Source organism: Gordonia sp. PvP123 (assembly GCF_040547295.1).
Taxonomy (GTDB): Bacteria; Actinomycetota; Actinomycetes; order Mycobacteriales; family Mycobacteriaceae; genus Gordonia; species Gordonia terrae.
In genome coordinates this window covers 338339-355185 of the sequence record NZ_JBEPPN010000002.1, presented here as the reverse complement: position 1 = coordinate 355185, position 16847 = coordinate 338339, and the positions used below count along the sequence as shown (strand labels likewise).

Sequence of the window (16847 nt, the reverse complement as noted above, 5' to 3'; positions counted from 1 at the left end):
CTCGTGCCCGGGTAATCCGTCATCGACGGACGGATGGGTCCTGCACCACTAGGGTCGGGGTGGTGACCGTGGTGCCCGTCGACGTCGACCTCGCCTGCGCGGCGATCAGTCCCCATCTCCGACGCACGCCGACGCTGCGCACGGTCATCGACACCGTCGACGGCCCGGTCGACGTGGTCCTCAAACTCGAGTACACCCAGCTCGGCGGGTGTTTCAAACCGCGAGGCAGTCTGTGGGCGACCCTGCATGCCCGCGACCAGGGGATTCTGACCGACGCCGGTGTGCTCGTCGCCTCCGGCGGCAATGCCGCGATCGGCGCGACGGTAGCGGCGCGGATCGTCGGCGTCCCGGTCACCGTGGTCATCCCCGAGACGGCACCGCCGGTCAAGATCGACGCCCTCCGTGCCGCGGGTGCGCGGGTGCATCTCATCGGACGGCGCTACTCCGAGGCCGCCGATGCGGCCGAGGAGCTCGCAGACCAGACGGGCGCACTGGCGCTCCACGCCTACGATCTCCCGGACATCGTCGCCGGCGCGGGCACGATCGGTCTCGAGCTCATCGACGACGTGCCCGGGCCACTCACGACCGTCGTCTGTGTCGGCGGTGGCGGACTTCTGGCCGGCCTCGCCGCGACGCTACGCCCGGGCGATCACCTCGTCGGCGTCGAACCGCTCGGTGCCTCGTGCCTGCACCAGGCACTCGCCGCAGGGACGCCCGTGCCCGTCGAACTGGAGAGCGTGGCCGCCGACTCTCTCGGCGCGACCCGGGTCGGCGACCTGTGCTGGAACGCCGTCGCCGAGAACCCCGCCGTCCGCAGCATCATCGTGACCGACGACCAGATCATCGCGGCGCGACGGATGCTCTGGGACTCCCATCGCATCCTCGTCGAACACGGCACCGCCACGGCCGTCGCCGGTGTGACCTCGGGACAGATTCGGCCGCAACCGGATTCGACGCTGTGCATCGTGCTGTGCGGGGCCAACACCGCGTTGGCGGTGTGAGGGGCGGGATCGAGTGGAATACGCTTCGTACGGCACCGACTACGCTGACACCATCATGTTCCGAATCATGTTCTACCAGCCGTGCATCCCGCCGAACACGGGCAATGCGATCCGGCTGGCCGCCAATACGGGGTGCGAACTCCACCTCATCGAACCGCTCGGTTTCTCCATGTCCGACGCGCAGGTGAAACGCGCGGGACTCGACTACCACGAGATGGCCAATGTCACGGTTCATCCCAACCTGGTGACCGCCTGGACGACGCTGAAGCCGGAGCGGGTGTTCGCGTTCACCGCCCACGCCGAGCGGTACCACACCGACGTCGACTACCGGCCCGGTGACGTGCTGCTGTTCGGCCCGGAACCGACCGGGTTGCCCGCGGAGGTCCTCGACGAACCCGAGGTCACCGACCGGGTGCGCATCCCCATGCTCGCCGGTCGTCGTTCCCACAACCTGGCCAACGCCGCGAGCATCGTGGTGTACGAGGCGTGGCGGCAGCACGGCTTTTCCGGTGCTGTCTAGGATCAGCCGACGCGATAGCGCTTGGTTCGTGCCGTGGCGCCGCCGATGAGCGCGATCCTGCTGTTCGGAACCCCGAGGTGAGCGGCGAGCAGTTCGGAGACGGCCTTGTTCGCCCGGCCCTCCGTTGCAGGCTCGCGGACGTAGACGATGATCGCGCCGTCGGGCCCCGTCTCGACCAACGGGCCCTTGCTGCTCTTCGGTTTGACGGTCACCACGACCTGTTGCGGCATCGACTCTTTCCCTGATTCTGCTCGAGCACTACTGCCAGTCCCTGGATCTGCTTCCCACCCGAAGATCCATGCGTTGCAGACGATCTGCGACGACGGTCACAGCACCTTCGGCGTTCTGCACCCGTCCGCGGACCAGCAGTGCGGGCGCCGTCTGGGCGAGTACACGGTACCGCGCCCACAGGCCGACCGAGCACACCACGTTGACCATCCCGGTCTCGTCCTCGAGGTTGATGAAGGTCACCCCGGACGCGGTGGCGGGTCGTTGGCGGTGGGTCACCGCACCACCGATCAGCACCCGCGAACCGTCGGGCACCGACAGCAGTCGGTCGGCGGCCAGCACGCCCATCGCGTCGAGCCGGGGGCGCAGGAACTGTGTCGGGTACGACGTGGGTGTGATCCCGGTGGCCCAGGCGTCGGTGGCCGCGAGTTCGACGTCGGACAGTCCCGGGAGTGTGGGGGTCGCCTGCGCCGACTCCAGGGCCAACTGATCGTCACGCACCGTCGCGGCGGCCCCCGCCTCCCACAGGGCCTGTCGCCGGCTGAGGCCGAACCCGTCGAAGGCGCCGGCGCCGGCGAGCCCCTCGAGTTCCTTGGTCGTCAGCCCGGCGCGGCGAGAGAGATCGGTGATGTCGAGGTACGGGCCGTCGGACCGCCGTTCGACGATGCGCTGCGCCGCCTCCTCCCCGACCCCGCGCACCCCGTCGAGACCCAACCGGACGTCGAGACCATCGTTCTCCAGGGTGGCGTGCGCGAGTGAGGCATTGATGTCGGGACGATGGATCGTGACGCCGTGTCGCCGGGCGTCGGCAACCAGGGTCTGCGGCGAGTAGAAGCCCATCGGCTGAGCCCGCAGCAACGCGGCGCAGAATGCCGCCGGATGATGCAGCTTGAACCACGACGAGTAGAACACCAGTGACGCGAAACTCTGCGAATGACTCTCCGGGAAACCGAAATTGGCGAACGCTGCCATCTTCTCGAAGATGCGGTCGGCGATGTCCCCGGTGATGCCGTGCAGGTTCTCCATCCCCTCGTAGAAGCGTTGCCGCAGACGTTCCATCTTCTCCGGCGACCGCTTGGATCCCATCGCCCGGCGCAGCTGATCTGCCTCGGAGGCGTCGAAGCCGGCCACGTCGACGGCCAGCTGCATCAGCTGTTCCTGGAACAGCGGCACTCCCAGGGTGCGTTCGAGCGCCTTGCTCATCGACGGATGCTCGACCGTCACCGGCTCTTCCCCGTTGCGCCGCTTGATGAACGGATGCACCGAGCCGCCCTGGATGGGGCCGGGACGGATCAGTGCCACCTCGACGACGAGGTCGTAGAAGCAGCGCGGCTTCAACCGCGGGAGCGTGGCCATCTGCGCACGTGACTCCACCTGGAACACGCCGACCGAGTCTGCGCGACAGAGCATCTCGTACACTGCCGGTTCACCGAGGTCGAGGGTGGCCAGGTCGACGTCGACCCCCTTGTGTTCGGCGACCAGATCGATCGCGTAGTGCAGCGCGGAGAGCATGCCGAGGCCCAGCATGTCGAACTTGACCAGCCCGATGGCGGCGCAGTCGTCCTTGTCCCACTGCAGGACGCTGCGGTTCTCCATCCGCGCCCACTCCGTGGGGCAGACATCGGCGATCGGCCGGTCGCAGATCACCATGCCGCCGGAGTGGATACCCAGATGCCGTGGCATCCCGAGGATCTCGCCGGCCAGCTCGGCGACGTCGGTCGGTGCCGTGTCGGGCATCTTGGCCCAGGCGTCCTGCTGGCCCGGCGCATAGCCGAGCGCCCGGGCCATGTCCCGGATCGCCGACTTCCCTCGGTAGGTGATGACGTTGGCGACCTGCGCGCTGCGCTCCCGGGTGTAGCGGCGGTAGACGTACTGGATGGCCTCCTCGCGTCGGTCGGATTCGATGTCGATGTCGATGTCGGGCGGCCCGTCGCGCTCGGGGGCCAGGAACCGTTCGAAGAGCAGCGTGTTGGCGACCGGGTCGACGTTGGTGATGCCGAGGGCGTAGCAGACGGCCGAGTTGGCCGCGCTCCCCCGACCCTGGCACAGGATGTCGTTGTCCTTGCAGTAGTCGACGATGTCGGCGACGACGAGGAAGTAACCGGGGAACGTGAGCGTCTCGATGATGGCGAGTTCGTGCTCGATCTGCCGGTAGGCCTGCGGATGTTCGGCCGGTGTGCCGTAGCGACGGCGTGCCCGGGTCATGGTGAGTTCGCGCAGCCAGCTCGCCTCGGTGTGACCGTCGGGAACGTCGAACGGCGGCAACTGCGGCGCGATGAGGCCCAGATGGAATGCGCAGTCCGCGGCGATGCCCACCGCGTTGTCGATGGCATCGGGATGCGCGGGCAGCAGCCGGGCCATCTCGTCACCGCTGCGCAGGTGCGCTCCGGCGACCCCGGGCATCCACCCCGAGATGGTGTCGATGTCGGTGCGGGCCCGAACGGCGGCCATCGCCATCGCCAGCCGCCGGCGTCGCGGCGCGGCGAAATGGGCGCCGGTGGTGGCGACGGTCGGCACGCCCGCACCGGCGGCGAGGCCGGCGAGCACCGCATTGCGTTCGTCGTCGTCGGCCATGCCCTGCGCGGTCAGCTCGACGACGACGTTGCCGTGGCCGTAGGTCTCGATCAGTTCCCGCAGCGCCTGCTCGGCGGCCGGGATGCCGCCGCGATCGAGGGCGCGTCGCAGAGCACCCTTCCGGCACCCGGTGAGGATGAGCCAGTGCCCGCCACCGGCACCGGCCAGGGTGTCGCGGTCGTAGCGGAGCAGCCCCTTCTCCCCGGCGACCATGTGCGCGGCGGCGATGGTCCGGGACAGGCGCCGATAGCCCTCACCGTCCCGGGCGAGGACCAGCAGATGCTCTCCCGGCGGATCGTTCTGACCCGTCCGAGCGACGTCGGGCTCCAGCGACAACTCGGCGCCGAAGACGGTCGGCATCTCGAACTCGCGGGCCGCCTCGGCGAAGCGCACGATGCCGTAGAACCCGTCGTGATCGGTGACGGCCAGGGCGCGGAGACCGAGTCGTTGCGCCTCCTCGACCAGCTCTTCCGGCATCGACGCACCGTCGAGGAAGCTGTACGAACTGTGCGCGTGGAGTTCGGCGTAGGACACCGCCGAGGAACCACGGGAGATGTCCTCGGCCTGATAGGCGCCGCGCTTGCGCGACCACGCCGGACTGTCACCCCCGTCGCCGGGAAACGGTGCCCATTCGCTGAGATCCGGGCCGAATTCGGTGCCTGGCCGGTCGGCGTTCCCGGGCGCTCGGCCCGCGAGCACCCGCTCCATCTCCGACCATGTCGGAGGCCCTTGATCCCAGCCCACTCACAGAGTTTATCGAACATGAGTTCGATACGACAGCGGGACTGCCGCCCCCGTCGATCAGCTGTTGTTGACCCGGCCACGCTCGACGATGCCGGACCGACGGTCGGCCACCCGAGCAGGGTCGAAACCCGCCATCCATTCCACCGAGGTGGAGTGCTCCGCATCGAGCGCCGGACCGACGAGATGATCCTCGGCACGCCGGTGCGAGTCGAGCATGGTCCGCACCGCGAGCTGGTCACTCCCGGCGATGGACACCGCGAGGTCCATCGCCGAGGCCATCAGCTGATCATGGGCCACCACCTCGGTCACCAAACCGACCCGCAGCGCCGTCTGGGCATCGACGAACTCCCCGGACAAGCTCATGCGGCGCGCGAAACCCCGGCCGACCGCCTCCGGCAATCGGGATGTCAGCCCCCAGCCCGGCAACACCCCGACCCGTGAATGGGTGTCGACGAAGCGAGCCCGTTCGGACGCGATCAGTACATCGCACGCGAGGGCGAACTCCAGACCACCGGTGGCCGCAACGCCGTTGACGGCGCCGATGATCGGCTTCGAGATGGGGCGCCACGGATGCCCGACAGGTACGTCCGCATGATCGAGCAGTCGAGCACTCTCGGTCGACGAGCCCAACTCGGCCAGGTCCAGGCCGGCACAGAATGCCGACCCCGCGCCGGTGAGGATGACGACGTCGACGTCATCGGCGTGATCCGCGTTCGCCAGCTCGGTTCGGAGAGCGTCGATCAGGCCGGAACTGAGCGCATTCCGGACCTCCGGACGGTTGAGGACGAGCGTCCGCACTCTTCCGGATTGCTCGATCAACAGAGGCGGTTCGACCGGCGTGGACGTCTGATCACTGCTCATGCGCTGCCTTTCGGTTCGTCGCCTGCGCGTGGCGCCGGGGTCAACCCGCCGACGGCGGACGCTCGGCGAGCCCGAGCCGCAGGTGTTCACTGTGGTAGACGGCCTCGTCGAGCAGCTGGGCCACATGACTGTCGTACAGGCTGTAACTGATCGACCGACCCGATCGCGTGCCGGTGACCAGTCCGAGATTCCGGAGCAACCGGAGCTGATGGGAGACCGCGGACTGCTCCATGCCCACGGCGTCGGCGAGATCGGTGACCGAACGCGGACCGGAGCGCAACGCGGTGAGGATCAGCAATCGGCTCGGGGTAGCGAGCGCCTGCAGCGTGGTGGCGACATGCACAGCCGACTCCGGGTCGAGCCGCGCAGCCGGCCGCATCCCCTCGTCGATGCCGTGTCCCATGCAGCGAGATGCTACCGGTTGCCCTTCACATGAATATATCTTCATATGAACTGTTACTGTCAGGATCTGGTCGGCGGCAGACGGGAGACACGATGGGCGCGACGAGAGCGACCGACACGACGGAACGCGCGGCACCTGACGATGCACCGGGACAGCGAGCCGAACGCGGGAGCGTCGTCCCGCCGTCGTTGATCCGGACCGGGCTCCGCCTGCCCGAGGTGCGCCGAGCGGGTATCGCGCTGGCTCTGTTCCTCGCGGGGTGGTTGCTCCAACTCGGCAACGCGCCCGAATGGTCGTGGTGGACCGTGTTTCTCGCGTGCTACCTGAGCGGCGGGTGGGAACCGACCCGGTCCGGCCTGCAGGAACTCCGGCAGCGACGACTCGACGTCGATCTGCTGATGATCGTCGCCGCCATCGCGGCCGCGTCGATCGGACAGGTCGTCGACGGCGCGCTGCTGATCGTGATCTTCGCGACCTCGGGCGCACTGGAGGTCGTCGTCACCCAGCGCACCGCCGACTCGGTGACCGCGCTGCTCGGGCTGGCCCCCGAGCGGGCCACCCGCTACGCAGCCGACGGCACGACACACGAGATCGACTGTCGCGACCTCGACGTGGGACAACAGATCCTCGTCCGACCCGGTGAACGGATCGGCGCCGACGGAGTGGTCGTCCGCGGCCGGAGCGAGGTCGACCAGCAGGCGGTGACCGGCGAGTCGGTACCCATCGTGCGCGAGGCCGGTGACGAGGTGCTCTCCGGCACCGTCAACGGCACCGGCGCCTTGATCGTCGAAGTATCACTTCCGGCGTCGGAGTCGGTGATCGCGCGCATCGCGACACTCGTCGCCGAGGCCTCCGAGACGAAGGCGCCGACCCAGCTCTTCATCGAGAAGGTCGAGCAGGCATACTCCGCCATCGTCGTGGTCGCCACACTTCTGGTGCTGGGTATCCCGATGCTGTTGTCCGACAGCGCCTTCGATGAGGCCCTGCGCCGAGCCATCGTGTTCATGATCGTGGCCTCACCCTGCGCTGTCGTCCTGTCGACGATGCCGCCGCTGCTGGCGTCGATCGCCAACGCCGGCCGCCACGGCGTCCTGGTCAAGTCCGCCGCGGTGATGGAGTCGGTCGGACGGACCTCCGTCGTCGCCTTCGACAAAACCGGCACCCTGACGGAGGGACGGCCCCAGGTCGTCGACGTGACGGCGCTCGACGGGCGCGAGCCGTCGGACGTACTGGCACTCGCCGCAGCGGTCGAGCACCCCAGCGAACACCCGCTGGGTCGCGCGGTCGTGACGGCCGCGGCCGACCGCGGGCTGGATGTTCAACCGGTCGACGACTTCCGGGCACTTCCCGGGCGCGGCGTCACCGGCACGGTCGGTGGACGCCGGATCACCGTCGAGCGCACGCTCGCCGCCTCGACCGGCACCGTGGTCGGCGTGCTCGTCGACGACGTGGAGATCGGTCGGGTCGAGCTCGTCGACCGTCTCCGGGACAATGCGGCCGACGCGGTACGTCTGATCGGCGACGTCACGTCGGGTCCGGTCCTCCTGCTGACCGGCGACCGCCCGTCGGTCGCGGCCGACGTCGCCGCCCGGACCGGCATCGACGAGATGTACGCCGACCTCCTGCCGGAAGACAAGGTCCGGGTCGTCGGCGAGGCGGGCGGGCACGTGCTGGTGGTCGGCGACGGGATCAACGACGCACCGGCGCTCATCGCAGCCGGGACCGGCGTCGCGATGGGGCGCCGTGGGGCTGATCTCGCAGTTCAGACGGCCGACGCGATCATCGTCCGCGACGATCTCACCGCGGTCGCCGCACTGATCCGGTTGTCACGCCTCGCCCGTCGCTACGTGATCGCCAACCTCTGCATCGCGGCGACCGTGATCGTCGCGCTCGTGACCTGGGACCTGATCGGAACCCTGCCTCTCCCCCTGGCCGTGGCCGGTCACGAGGGTTCCACCGTTCTGGTCGCCCTCAACGGCGCACGTCTGCTCCGAAGTTCTGCGTGGTCGGGGTCTCGGGGTGCACAGTCGGCGTAATCGGACGCACAGTCGACGGTTTCGGGCGCACAGTCGAGTTCGCGGCGCTGACGCCGTCGTCGCGCCGGGCTTCGGTGATCGCCCAGATCGCGAGACCGAGACCCAGGATGATCCCGTGCGCGATGCGCACCGGCCCCGGCGCGAAGAACTGCGGAAGAAAGAGCAGGAGCCCGATCGCGGTCATCCGGACACCCCACCGTTGCGGCGACGCAGCCCGGCCGTCGTCCCGCACGATCCGAACCGCCACCCACCCCAGCAGCACCCATCCGGCGACAAAGGTCACGAGCGGGACCGGCGACATCCGGAAATCGTCGGCAACCGCCATCGCGGCCGGATCACCACCCGAGGTGACCCACTGACCGACGTCGTTGAGCGCGAACGTCTCCGCGCCGTAGTACGGGAGGAGCAGACTGGTCGCGAGCCAGGCGAGCAGTTCGGTCGACCGTCGTCGCGGATCGTCGGCTCCCCGGCGCAGAGCGATGGCCAGGGCGACGAATCCGATCATCGCCGCCACATGTGCGGCGACCCAGCTCGGGGAGCCGAGATGCCGGGCGCCGGCGACTCCGACCTCCGGGCCGAAACCACGCAGCAACGGATACAGCAGGAAGGAGAGCGCTGCGAGACCGAGTAGTGCGGAGCTAGGGGGCAGTGCGAGGCGAGAAGCGGGGTACATGAGCCAGTCCGTTTCAATTCGTGAGCAGTGCTCTCACTATTAGAGAGCACTGCTCGCGAATGGTCAACACCGGCGACTCGCGACGGGACGAACCGTTGCCAAGGCCGCAAGTTGGTGTCACTCTGAGTACCAGACACATCCGCGGCCCGCGGGGCGCGGACAGCCAGCGGGCCGTCGGCCCGCCCATCTGATGGGATCTCTCACATGACGAGCTACTTCATCACCGGGGGCAGCGGATTCATCGGACGTCGCGTTCTCGATCGTCTCCTAGCCTCTCCCGACGACACGATCCACGCCCTGGTTCGCGAGTCGTCACGCGCGGCCTTCGTCGCGATGCTCGACGACCTCGGCGCGGGTGACCGCGTGACACCCGTGGTCGGCGACCTGACCGCGCCCGGGCTCGGCATCTCACCGGACGCGGTCCCCGCGATCGATCACGTCATCCACCTGGCCGCGATCTACGACATGGCCGCCGATGCCGAGTCGCAGCGCGCCGCCAATGTGGTCGGGACCTCGCGCGCCGCGGACTTCGCGATCGCACACGATGCACTGTTCCACCATGTCTCCTCGATCGCCGTGGCCGGTGACCACCGTGGGCGCTTCACCGAGATGGATTTCGAAGTCGGACAGGGATTTCCGACTCCGTACCACCGCACCAAATTCGAGGCCGAGCGCGTGGTCCGCGATCGTGAGGGACTCCGCTGGCGCGTCTACCGGCCGTCGATCGTGGTCGGCGACTCGCGTACCGGCGAGATGGACAAGATCGACGGCCCCTACTACTTCTTCGGCCACCTGGGAGCGCTCGGCCGGCTGCCCTCGATGCTGCGGTTGCCGATGCCCGACCTGGGGACGCTGAACATCGTGCCCGTCGACTACGTCGCCGACGCGATGGTCGCACTCATCGGCGTCAATCCCACTCGCAGTGGATTGGTGTTCCACCTCAGCGACCCGAAGTCGCTCACCACCACCGAGATGTACAACGCGCTGGCACCGGCATTCCGCGCCCCGCGCGGCTTCGATGCCATTCCGCGGGCGGCGGTGGAACCCGTGATGGCGTTGTCCGGCATGGGAATCGCGCGCGTCGGACGCAACCTCGTCGCCGCGCAGCAAGGCATACCCGGGGCACTGCTCGATGCGGTGACGATCCCGGTCGACTTCCGCGCCGACACCACCGTCGCGGTTCTGCACGACCTCGGCATCACCGTGCCCGACTTCGCCGAATACGCTCCGCGCCTGTGGACCTACTGGTCGCGACACCTCGACCGGTCACGCAACCGCCGCACCGATCCGCGCGGGCCGCTCGTCGGCAAGAACATCCTCATCACCGGAGGGTCGAGCGGGATCGGCAAGGCCACCGCCCGGATGTGTGTCGCCCGCGGCGCCAACGTCCTCATCGTCGCCCGCAATGCCGAGGAACTCGCCTCGGCGACAGCGGAACTGAACTCGACGACGAGCAAGAAGGGCATCCCGCCCGGCCAGGTGACCTCGTATCAGTGCGACATCACCGACGAGGAATCGGTCAATGCCCTCGTCAAGACCGTCCTGGCCGCACACGGTCACGTGGACATCCTGGTCAACAACGCCGGGCGGTCGATCCGTCGTGCCACCGTCAACTCGGTGGACCGGTCGCACGACTACCACCGGGTGATGGCGGTCAACTACTTCGGCGCGGTGAACCTCGTCCTCGGATTGCTGCCGCACATGGTCGCCCGGCAGGCAGGCCACGTGGTGAACGTGACGTCGGTCGCGGTGCAGTCGCGCGGGCCCCGTTTCGGCGCGTACGCGGCGTCGAAGGCCGCACTGGAGGCCTTCAGCGACGTCACCGGCACCGAGACCGTCTCCGACCATGTCACCTTCTCCAATGTTCGCCTCCCCCTGGTGAAGACGCGAATGATCGCGCCCACCGAGGCCTACGACAACCAGCCCGGGACCTGGAATGTGGACCGCGCCGCGGCGCGCGTCCTGCACGCCATCGTCGACCGGCCCAAACGCGTCGACTCGCTCGTCGGGCTCGTCGCCGAGATCGGGCACCGGGTGACCCCCGGCCTGACCACCCGCATCCTGCACCAGGAGTTCCTCGTGTTCGGCGAATCGGCAGCGGCGCTCGGTCGGTCGGATCGTGATGCCGGCGGGCAGAATTCGTGATCGACACCCCTTATCTCGAGGTCGACGTCGACCGCATGACGCGTAACCTCACGTTCCTCGCCGACCGTGCGCGATCGATCGGCGTGGCGGTGCGTCCGCACGCCAAGACCCACAAGTGCGCCGAGATCGCCCGCATGCAGCTCGATCTCGGTGCCGCGGGTCTGGCGGTGGCGACCATCGGCGAGGCCGAGGCCTTCGCCGACGCCGCCGAGATCACCGCGTGCACAGACATCTTCATCGCCTACCCGATCTGGCCGACACCGGCGAAGGCCGCCCGGTTGCGGGCCCTCGCGGACCGGGTGTCGCTGCGGGTGGGTATCGACTCCGTCGAGGGCGCACGGCATCTCGCAGCGCTGCTCGGCGAGCAGCGGATCGAGGCCCTGGTCGAGGTCGACTCCGGACAGCACCGCACCGGAACCGCGCCCGCGGGGGCCGGTGAGGTCGCGGCGGCAGCAGTGGCAGCCGGACTCGACGTCGTCGGCGTGTTCACCTTCCCCGGTCACGGCTACGGCGTCGGCGACACCCGGCGGCGGGCCGCGGACCAGGAGGTGGCGGCGCTCCGTACGGCGGCGGACGGTCTGCGAGCGCAGGGGATCGATCCGCGGGTACGCAGCGGCGGGTCCACGCCCACCATCGAATTCGTCGGCGACCCGTCGCACGCGGGTGTGCTCACCGAGATCCGTCCGGGCGTGTACCCCTTCAACGATGCCCAGCAGATCGAGATGGGCGCCTGCGGATTCGACGACGTCGCGCTGACCGCGGTGACGACCGTGGTGCGGAGCGACGCCGGCCGAGTTGTCGTCGACGCCGGCAGCAAGATCCTCGGCGCCGACCGCGCCGCCTGGGCCACCGGTCACGGGCGGCTCCTCGACCACCCCGAGGCTCGCGTCGTGCAGTTGTCGGAACACCACGCCGTCGTCGAGTTCCCGACGGAGTCGACGTCGGTCCCCCGGCCGGGCGATGTCCTCAGGGTGGTACCGAACCACGTCTGCAACGCGGTCAACCTCGTCGACGAACTGGTGGCGATCGACGGCTCGGACAGCCGGTGGCCGGTCATCGCGCGAGGACGCAACACCTGATCTGGTTGCCGGGCCTGCGACACTGGACGGATGGACCGCTCCGGTGATCGCGTCGCCCGCTCGGCTTCGGCGTCTCCGGAAGGGCGGGGACGACGGTCGGTGGTGACGCGCACGGCGGCCCGGTGGCGGGAACTCTCGGGACCGCAGCGGTACCGGCTCTACACCCGATGCACCCTCCAAGCCGTCATCGTCGCCATCTCGATCGTCTTGAGCGTCTCCGCCGGTACCGGATGGTCGATCGCCGGGATCCTCCTCGGCGGTGCGGCCGCCGTCGTCGCCCTCGAGGCACAGCCCGACTTCGCCGTCGGGCCGACCGCCCGCTGGCGTCGGGGCCTGCTCATCGGTGCTGTGCTCGTGATGGCAGCGGTCTGGGTGGCCGCGGTGATCGCCTCGCACACCGCCGCCGAGGATTCCGGCGTCGCGGGCTCCGACATCGACGCGGCACGCACGCTCGGCATGTACGTCGCCTTCCTCGTCGCCTTGTCGGTACTGCCGTTCCTCCGCCACCGCTGGTGGGTGCTGGCCGCACTGAGTCTCGGATCGGGTGCGCTGCTGTCGGGTTCGGTGCCGGGCGCGGTCCGACTCACGGTCTACGTCTTCGTCATCGGGCTCGTCATGGTCGCCACCACCCTCGCCACCCAGTGGGGCCTGCACGTGATCGACGACCTCGAGCGCGCCAAGGCGGTCGAGGCACGACTCCGCGTCGCCGAGGAGAGACTGCGCTTCTCGCGCGACCTCCACGACGTCGTCGGACGCGGGTTCTCCGCGATCGCCGTCAAGAGCGAGTTGGCCGGTTCCCTGCTCCGTGCCGCGGAGTCCCCCACCGCGGATCGCGAGACCGTGACCGCCCGGGCGGCGACCGAGATCGACGAGATCAAGTCGCTCGCCGTCCGGTCGATGGAACAGATGCGTTCGCTGGTCCGCGGCTACCGCGACGTCGACCTGACGGGTGAGGTCGCCGGCGCCCGATCGCTGTTGTCGGCCGCCGGTTGCCTACTCGTCGTGGACGGTGAGCCGGCCGAGGTACCTGATCGCTACCGTGAGGTGGCCGCGTGGGTGGTCCGCGAGGGTACGACCAACATCGTCAAGCACTCGGCCGCGTCGTCGGCGCGACTGACGTTGCAGCCGGACGGTATGTCGTTGCGCAACAACGGGGTCGGGGTGGGTGACATGCACACACCGTCACCGCGGTCAGGCCTCCGTGGCCTCGCCGAGCGACTCGAGCCCGTGGGCGCGACTCTCGACACCAGCGTGCGCGACGATGAGTTTCTTCTACAGATCGGTTGGGCGAAGCCATGATCCCGGTCCTGATGGCCGACGACGAGACTCTCGTACGGACAGCGATGGCGACGATGCTCGATCTCGAGGCCGACATCGAGGTGGTCGCGCACGTCGAGTCGGGCGAGCAACTCCTCGAGGAGTGGCGAGCACGGGTCGACGCCGGCAAACCCGTGGCGGTGGCCGTCCTGGATCTCCAGATGACCGGCATGGACGGCATCGACACCGCCATGGAGCTCCTCACCCTCACACCGGACGCCGGGGTTCTCATCGTGACCAGCCACGGACGGCCCGGTTACCTCAAACGTGCGCTGGCCGCGGGTGTCCGGGGCTTTCTGCCGAAGACCACCCCCGCCACCACACTGGCGCAGGTGATCTCGACGGTCCATGCCGGTGGTCGGTACATCGATCCCGAGCTCGCCACCGAGGCGATCAGCACCGGCGACTCGGTGTTGACCGCCCGCGAGGCGGACGTCCTCGAGTTCGCCCTCGACGGGGCGTCCGTGGAGGAGATCGCCCGCCGTGCCCACCTCTCGTCGGGGACGACACGCAACTACCTGTCGTCGGCGATGTCCAAGCTCGACGCGTCGAACCGCTACGAGGCCGCCCTCAAGGCTCGCGAACTCGGCTGGATCTGACACCCTGGCGTCACCCGACGAGTCGTCGAGTCGACCGTCGGAACGCCCACACCGCAACACCGATGAAGGCGGCGAACAACGGGAATCCCATCGCGATCTTCGCGGTCGCGAGCATCCCGGTGGCATGCGTCTCGTAGAACCACAGCTGGACACCGAATCGCGACGCGAGGACCGCGGTCAGGACGAGTGTGGCGATGTCATGCGCGCGCAGCACGACTCGGTCCTGACGCCACGAATATTTGTTGCCGTGCAGCAGGTTCCACAGCATTCCCGTCAGCGGCCTACGCATCAGCACGGTCGCCAGCACGATGACCGCCTCGATCCCGTTGGCCCAGATCCCGAGCAGGAAGTACCCGTCCGCCGACCCGGTGGCGGCGGCGACCGCACCGGCGGCGGCCACTCCGATGATGCCGCCCGACGCCTGCACCACGGGCTCACCCCGGGCGAGACGTATGCCCGCGGTGAGGACGGCGACGGCGATCGCGGCGCCGATGGCGATCGGCAGTGTCGCCACCGCATCGGCCGCGACGAACACCACGACCGGGATCGCGGAGTAGATCATCCCCGACACACCGCCGAGCTGATCCATCAAGACCTGTTGAGCGTCGGTGGTCTTCGGCCGAGAATCGGCCGCGTCGTTCTTCTGCCGGGTCTCCTTCTGGGTGGTCTCGTCCACGGTGGTGCCCTCCGATCGTCCTCGGGTGTCGAACATCTGGTTGCGCGTGCATTCGGCGGCATGGGTCATGACTGTTCCCGCCCACCGAGATGCCGTGCGAGAAAGCGCTCGACGGCGCGATAGAAGGTCATCTGATTCTCCGGATTGACGAACCCGTGGCCTTCGTCGTCGAAGACGAGGTACTCGACGTCGATCTTGCGGTGCCGCAGCGCCTCGACGATGGTGTCGGACTCGGCCTTGACGACGCGGGCGTCGTTCGCTCCCTGCGCGATCAACAGCGGACGCCGGATGTCGTCGACCCGGCTGATCGGTGAGCGAGCACGGATCTCGGCGACCTGCTGCGGGTCGTCGGGATCGCCGACGTAGAGGTGCCAGTTGTTGGCAAGGGACTCCTTGCCGAGGAACGACGGTTGCGTGCGCATGAAGTTCTCGAGGTCGGAGATGCCGACGTAGTCGACGGCGGCGGCGAACACGTCCGGGGTGAACGCCGCACCCACGAGTGCCGCGTACCCGCCGTAGGAACCACCCATGATGGCGACGCGGTCACGGTCGGCGTACCCCTGTGCCACGGCCCAGTCGACGGCGTCCAGCAGATCGGTGTGCATCTTGCCGGCGAGCTCACCGATCCCCGCGCGGGTGTGCGTCGGCCCATATCCGACGGAACCGCGAAAGTTGACCTGCAGCACGGCATATCCGCGATTGGCGAGCAACTGCACCGTCGGCTGGTATCCCCACGAATCGCGGTACCACGGACCGCCGTGGACCAGCACCACGAGGGGCAGTCCGGTCGGATCGGTGCCGACGGGCAGGGTCAGGTACGACGGCAGCTCGAGGCCGTCGCGGGCGGTGATCGTGACCGGGGTCATCGGTGCCAACGCCTCGGGATGCAGATGCGGGAACGGACGATAGAGCCGACGGCTCTCGCCGGTGGAGTGATCGTAGAACCAGGTCGCACCCGGGTCGCGGTCGTGGGTGAAGCTGACGATCCACTTCTGTCCGCTCTCGTCCGAGGACAGTTCGCCGACATCGCCGTCGGACAGGACTTCGAGGTTCTTCAGCACCTCTGCGAACTCCGTTGTCAGCGCGTGGATGACCTGCCGTTCGCCGAGATAGCGGACGCCGATGAGTTCGCCGGTGCCACGGTCACGGAGCAGCGCCGACGACATCTCGGCCACCGCACGCCGGGCACCGTCGATCTCCAGCGTCGGATGCGCGTCGACCTCGGTGATCTCGCCCGTCCGTACATCGATGCGCACCAGACGTGTCAGGTCTGCACCATCGCTCGAACCCGCCCAGATCCCGGTGCGGTCGGGAGTGGATTCCAGCGGGGCCACTCCCAACGGATAATCGTCCCCGTCGAAGGTGACGACCGGACTGAGGTCACCGGTGGCCGAGTCGAGGCGGGCGATCTCGTGACCTCCCCCGTCGGTCTGCGAGAGGCGGATCATGTCGTCCCCGGGTCCGCGCATCCAGGACATGGCCACGCCCGGGCTCTGCGCCACCAGGGTGATCTCCCCGGTGGCGATGTCGATCTCGTGCAGGTCGAACTCGCTCACGTCGCGCGCGTTCATCAGGAAGGAGATCGTGCCCGACCGGCCGGCGACCGTCTCGGCTCCGACGACTCGTGCCCCGGGGAACGGGGTCAGGTCGACCGAACCGGCATCGTCGGCATCGAGGTCGACGCGGAACAGATGCCAGTTCTCGTCACCGCCGGTGTCCTGGAGGTAGACCAGCCACCGCGGATCATCGGTCCACCGGAAGTTGCGAACGCTGCGCGTCGCATCCGCGGTGACACAACGTGGCTCACTGCCGGGCTCGAGATCCTCGACCCAGACGTTGAGTCGGTTACGCCACGGGGCGAGGAACGCGATCCGCGTGCCGTCGGGCGAGATCGTCGCGCCGGTGCGCTGCGGCGGGCTGAAGAAGTCCTCGAGCGGGATGAGTCCTGGTGCGGTGTGTTCTCGTGTCGTCGTCATGCATTCGACCCTGCC

14 protein-coding genes are annotated in these 16847 nt (G+C 68.6%); 7 read left to right on the top strand and 7 right to left on the bottom strand.

Annotation, left to right across the window (positions count from 1 at the left end):
- Positions 1–59: 59 nt before the first annotated feature.
- Both ABIC25_RS04475 and ABIC25_RS04470 read left to right on the top strand, forming a co-directional pair.
- Positions 60–1001 (top strand): serine/threonine dehydratase, encoded by a 942-nt coding sequence (locus ABIC25_RS04475; protein ID WP_354560152.1) that lies wholly within the window; start codon positions 60–62, stop codon positions 999–1001.
- Positions 1002–1056: 55 nt separating this feature from the next.
- Positions 1057–1521, top strand: a complete 465-nt coding sequence (locus ABIC25_RS04470; protein WP_033203743.1) for a tRNA (cytidine(34)-2'-O)-methyltransferase — start codon at positions 1057–1059, stop codon at positions 1519–1521.
- A gap of 2 nt (positions 1522–1523) precedes the next feature.
- Here the strand turns inward: ABIC25_RS04470 and ABIC25_RS04465 are convergent, their stop codons facing one another.
- From ABIC25_RS04465 to ABIC25_RS04450, 4 genes are read right to left on the bottom strand one after another with little or no spacing between them, the layout of a single operon-like run.
- Positions 1524–1751, bottom strand: a complete 228-nt coding sequence (locus ABIC25_RS04465; RefSeq protein WP_354560151.1) for a DUF167 domain-containing protein — start codon at positions 1749–1751, stop codon at positions 1524–1526.
- Positions 1752–1779: 28 nt separating this feature from the next.
- Positions 1780–5067: an error-prone DNA polymerase gene (locus ABIC25_RS04460; protein WP_354560150.1), complete on the bottom strand. Its 3288-nt coding sequence runs from the start codon at positions 5065–5067 to the stop codon at positions 1780–1782.
- A gap of 57 nt (positions 5068–5124) precedes the next feature.
- Positions 5125–5928 (bottom strand): enoyl-CoA hydratase, encoded by an 804-nt coding sequence (locus ABIC25_RS04455; RefSeq protein WP_354560149.1) that lies wholly within the window; start codon positions 5926–5928, stop codon positions 5125–5127.
- 40 nt (positions 5929–5968) lie between these two features.
- Positions 5969–6331, bottom strand: a complete 363-nt coding sequence (locus ABIC25_RS04450; RefSeq protein ID WP_004021707.1) for an ArsR/SmtB family transcription factor — start codon at positions 6329–6331, stop codon at positions 5969–5971.
- A gap of 92 nt (positions 6332–6423) precedes the next feature.
- On the opposite strand from ABIC25_RS04450, the gene ABIC25_RS04445 reads away from it, so the two are divergent.
- Positions 6424–8367 carry a heavy metal translocating P-type ATPase gene (locus tag ABIC25_RS04445; RefSeq protein WP_354560147.1) on the top strand — a complete coding sequence of 648 codons (1944 nt, stop codon included), beginning with the start codon at positions 6424–6426 and terminating at the stop codon, positions 8365–8367.
- On the opposite strand, the gene ABIC25_RS04440 is transcribed toward ABIC25_RS04445, so the two are convergent.
- Positions 8303–9040 carry a hypothetical protein gene (locus ABIC25_RS04440; protein ID WP_354560145.1) on the bottom strand — a complete coding sequence of 246 codons (738 nt, stop codon included), beginning with the start codon at positions 9038–9040 and terminating at the stop codon, positions 8303–8305. The genes ABIC25_RS04445 and ABIC25_RS04440 overlap by 65 nt on opposite strands.
- A 204-nt stretch (positions 9041–9244) precedes the next feature.
- Here ABIC25_RS04440 and ABIC25_RS04435 point away from each other — a divergent pair, with 204 nt between their 5' ends.
- Genes ABIC25_RS04435 through ABIC25_RS04420 form a run of 4 tightly spaced genes read left to right on the top strand, consistent with a single transcriptional unit; the run spans position 9245 to position 14180 of the window.
- Complete coding sequence (locus ABIC25_RS04435) at positions 9245–11185, top strand: SDR family oxidoreductase (RefSeq protein ID WP_354560143.1); 1941 nt, start codon at positions 9245–9247, stop codon at positions 11183–11185.
- Entirely contained in the window at positions 11182–12264 is a 1083-nt protein-coding gene (locus ABIC25_RS04430) for an alanine racemase (RefSeq protein WP_239400495.1), read from the top strand. The genes ABIC25_RS04435 and ABIC25_RS04430 overlap by 4 nt, the downstream gene beginning before the upstream one ends.
- 30 nt (positions 12265–12294) lie before the next feature.
- Complete coding sequence (locus ABIC25_RS04425; protein WP_248645104.1) at positions 12295–13563, top strand: sensor histidine kinase; 1269 nt, start codon at positions 12295–12297, stop codon at positions 13561–13563.
- Positions 13560–14180, top strand: coding sequence for a response regulator transcription factor (locus ABIC25_RS04420; RefSeq protein ID WP_354560141.1), 621 nt, complete (start codon positions 13560–13562; stop codon positions 14178–14180). Before ABIC25_RS04425 ends, ABIC25_RS04420 begins: the two co-directional genes overlap by 4 nt.
- A 10-nt stretch (positions 14181–14190) precedes the next feature.
- On the opposite strand, the gene ABIC25_RS04415 is transcribed toward ABIC25_RS04420, so the two are convergent.
- Positions 14191–14925, bottom strand: a complete 735-nt coding sequence (locus ABIC25_RS04415) for a DUF3159 domain-containing protein (RefSeq protein WP_354560139.1) — start codon at positions 14923–14925, stop codon at positions 14191–14193.
- Entirely contained in the window at positions 14922–16832 is a 1911-nt protein-coding gene (locus ABIC25_RS04410) for a S9 family peptidase (RefSeq protein ID WP_354560138.1), read from the bottom strand. Before ABIC25_RS04410 ends, ABIC25_RS04415 begins: the two co-directional genes overlap by 4 nt.
- Between the last annotated feature and the right edge of the window lie 15 nt (positions 16833–16847).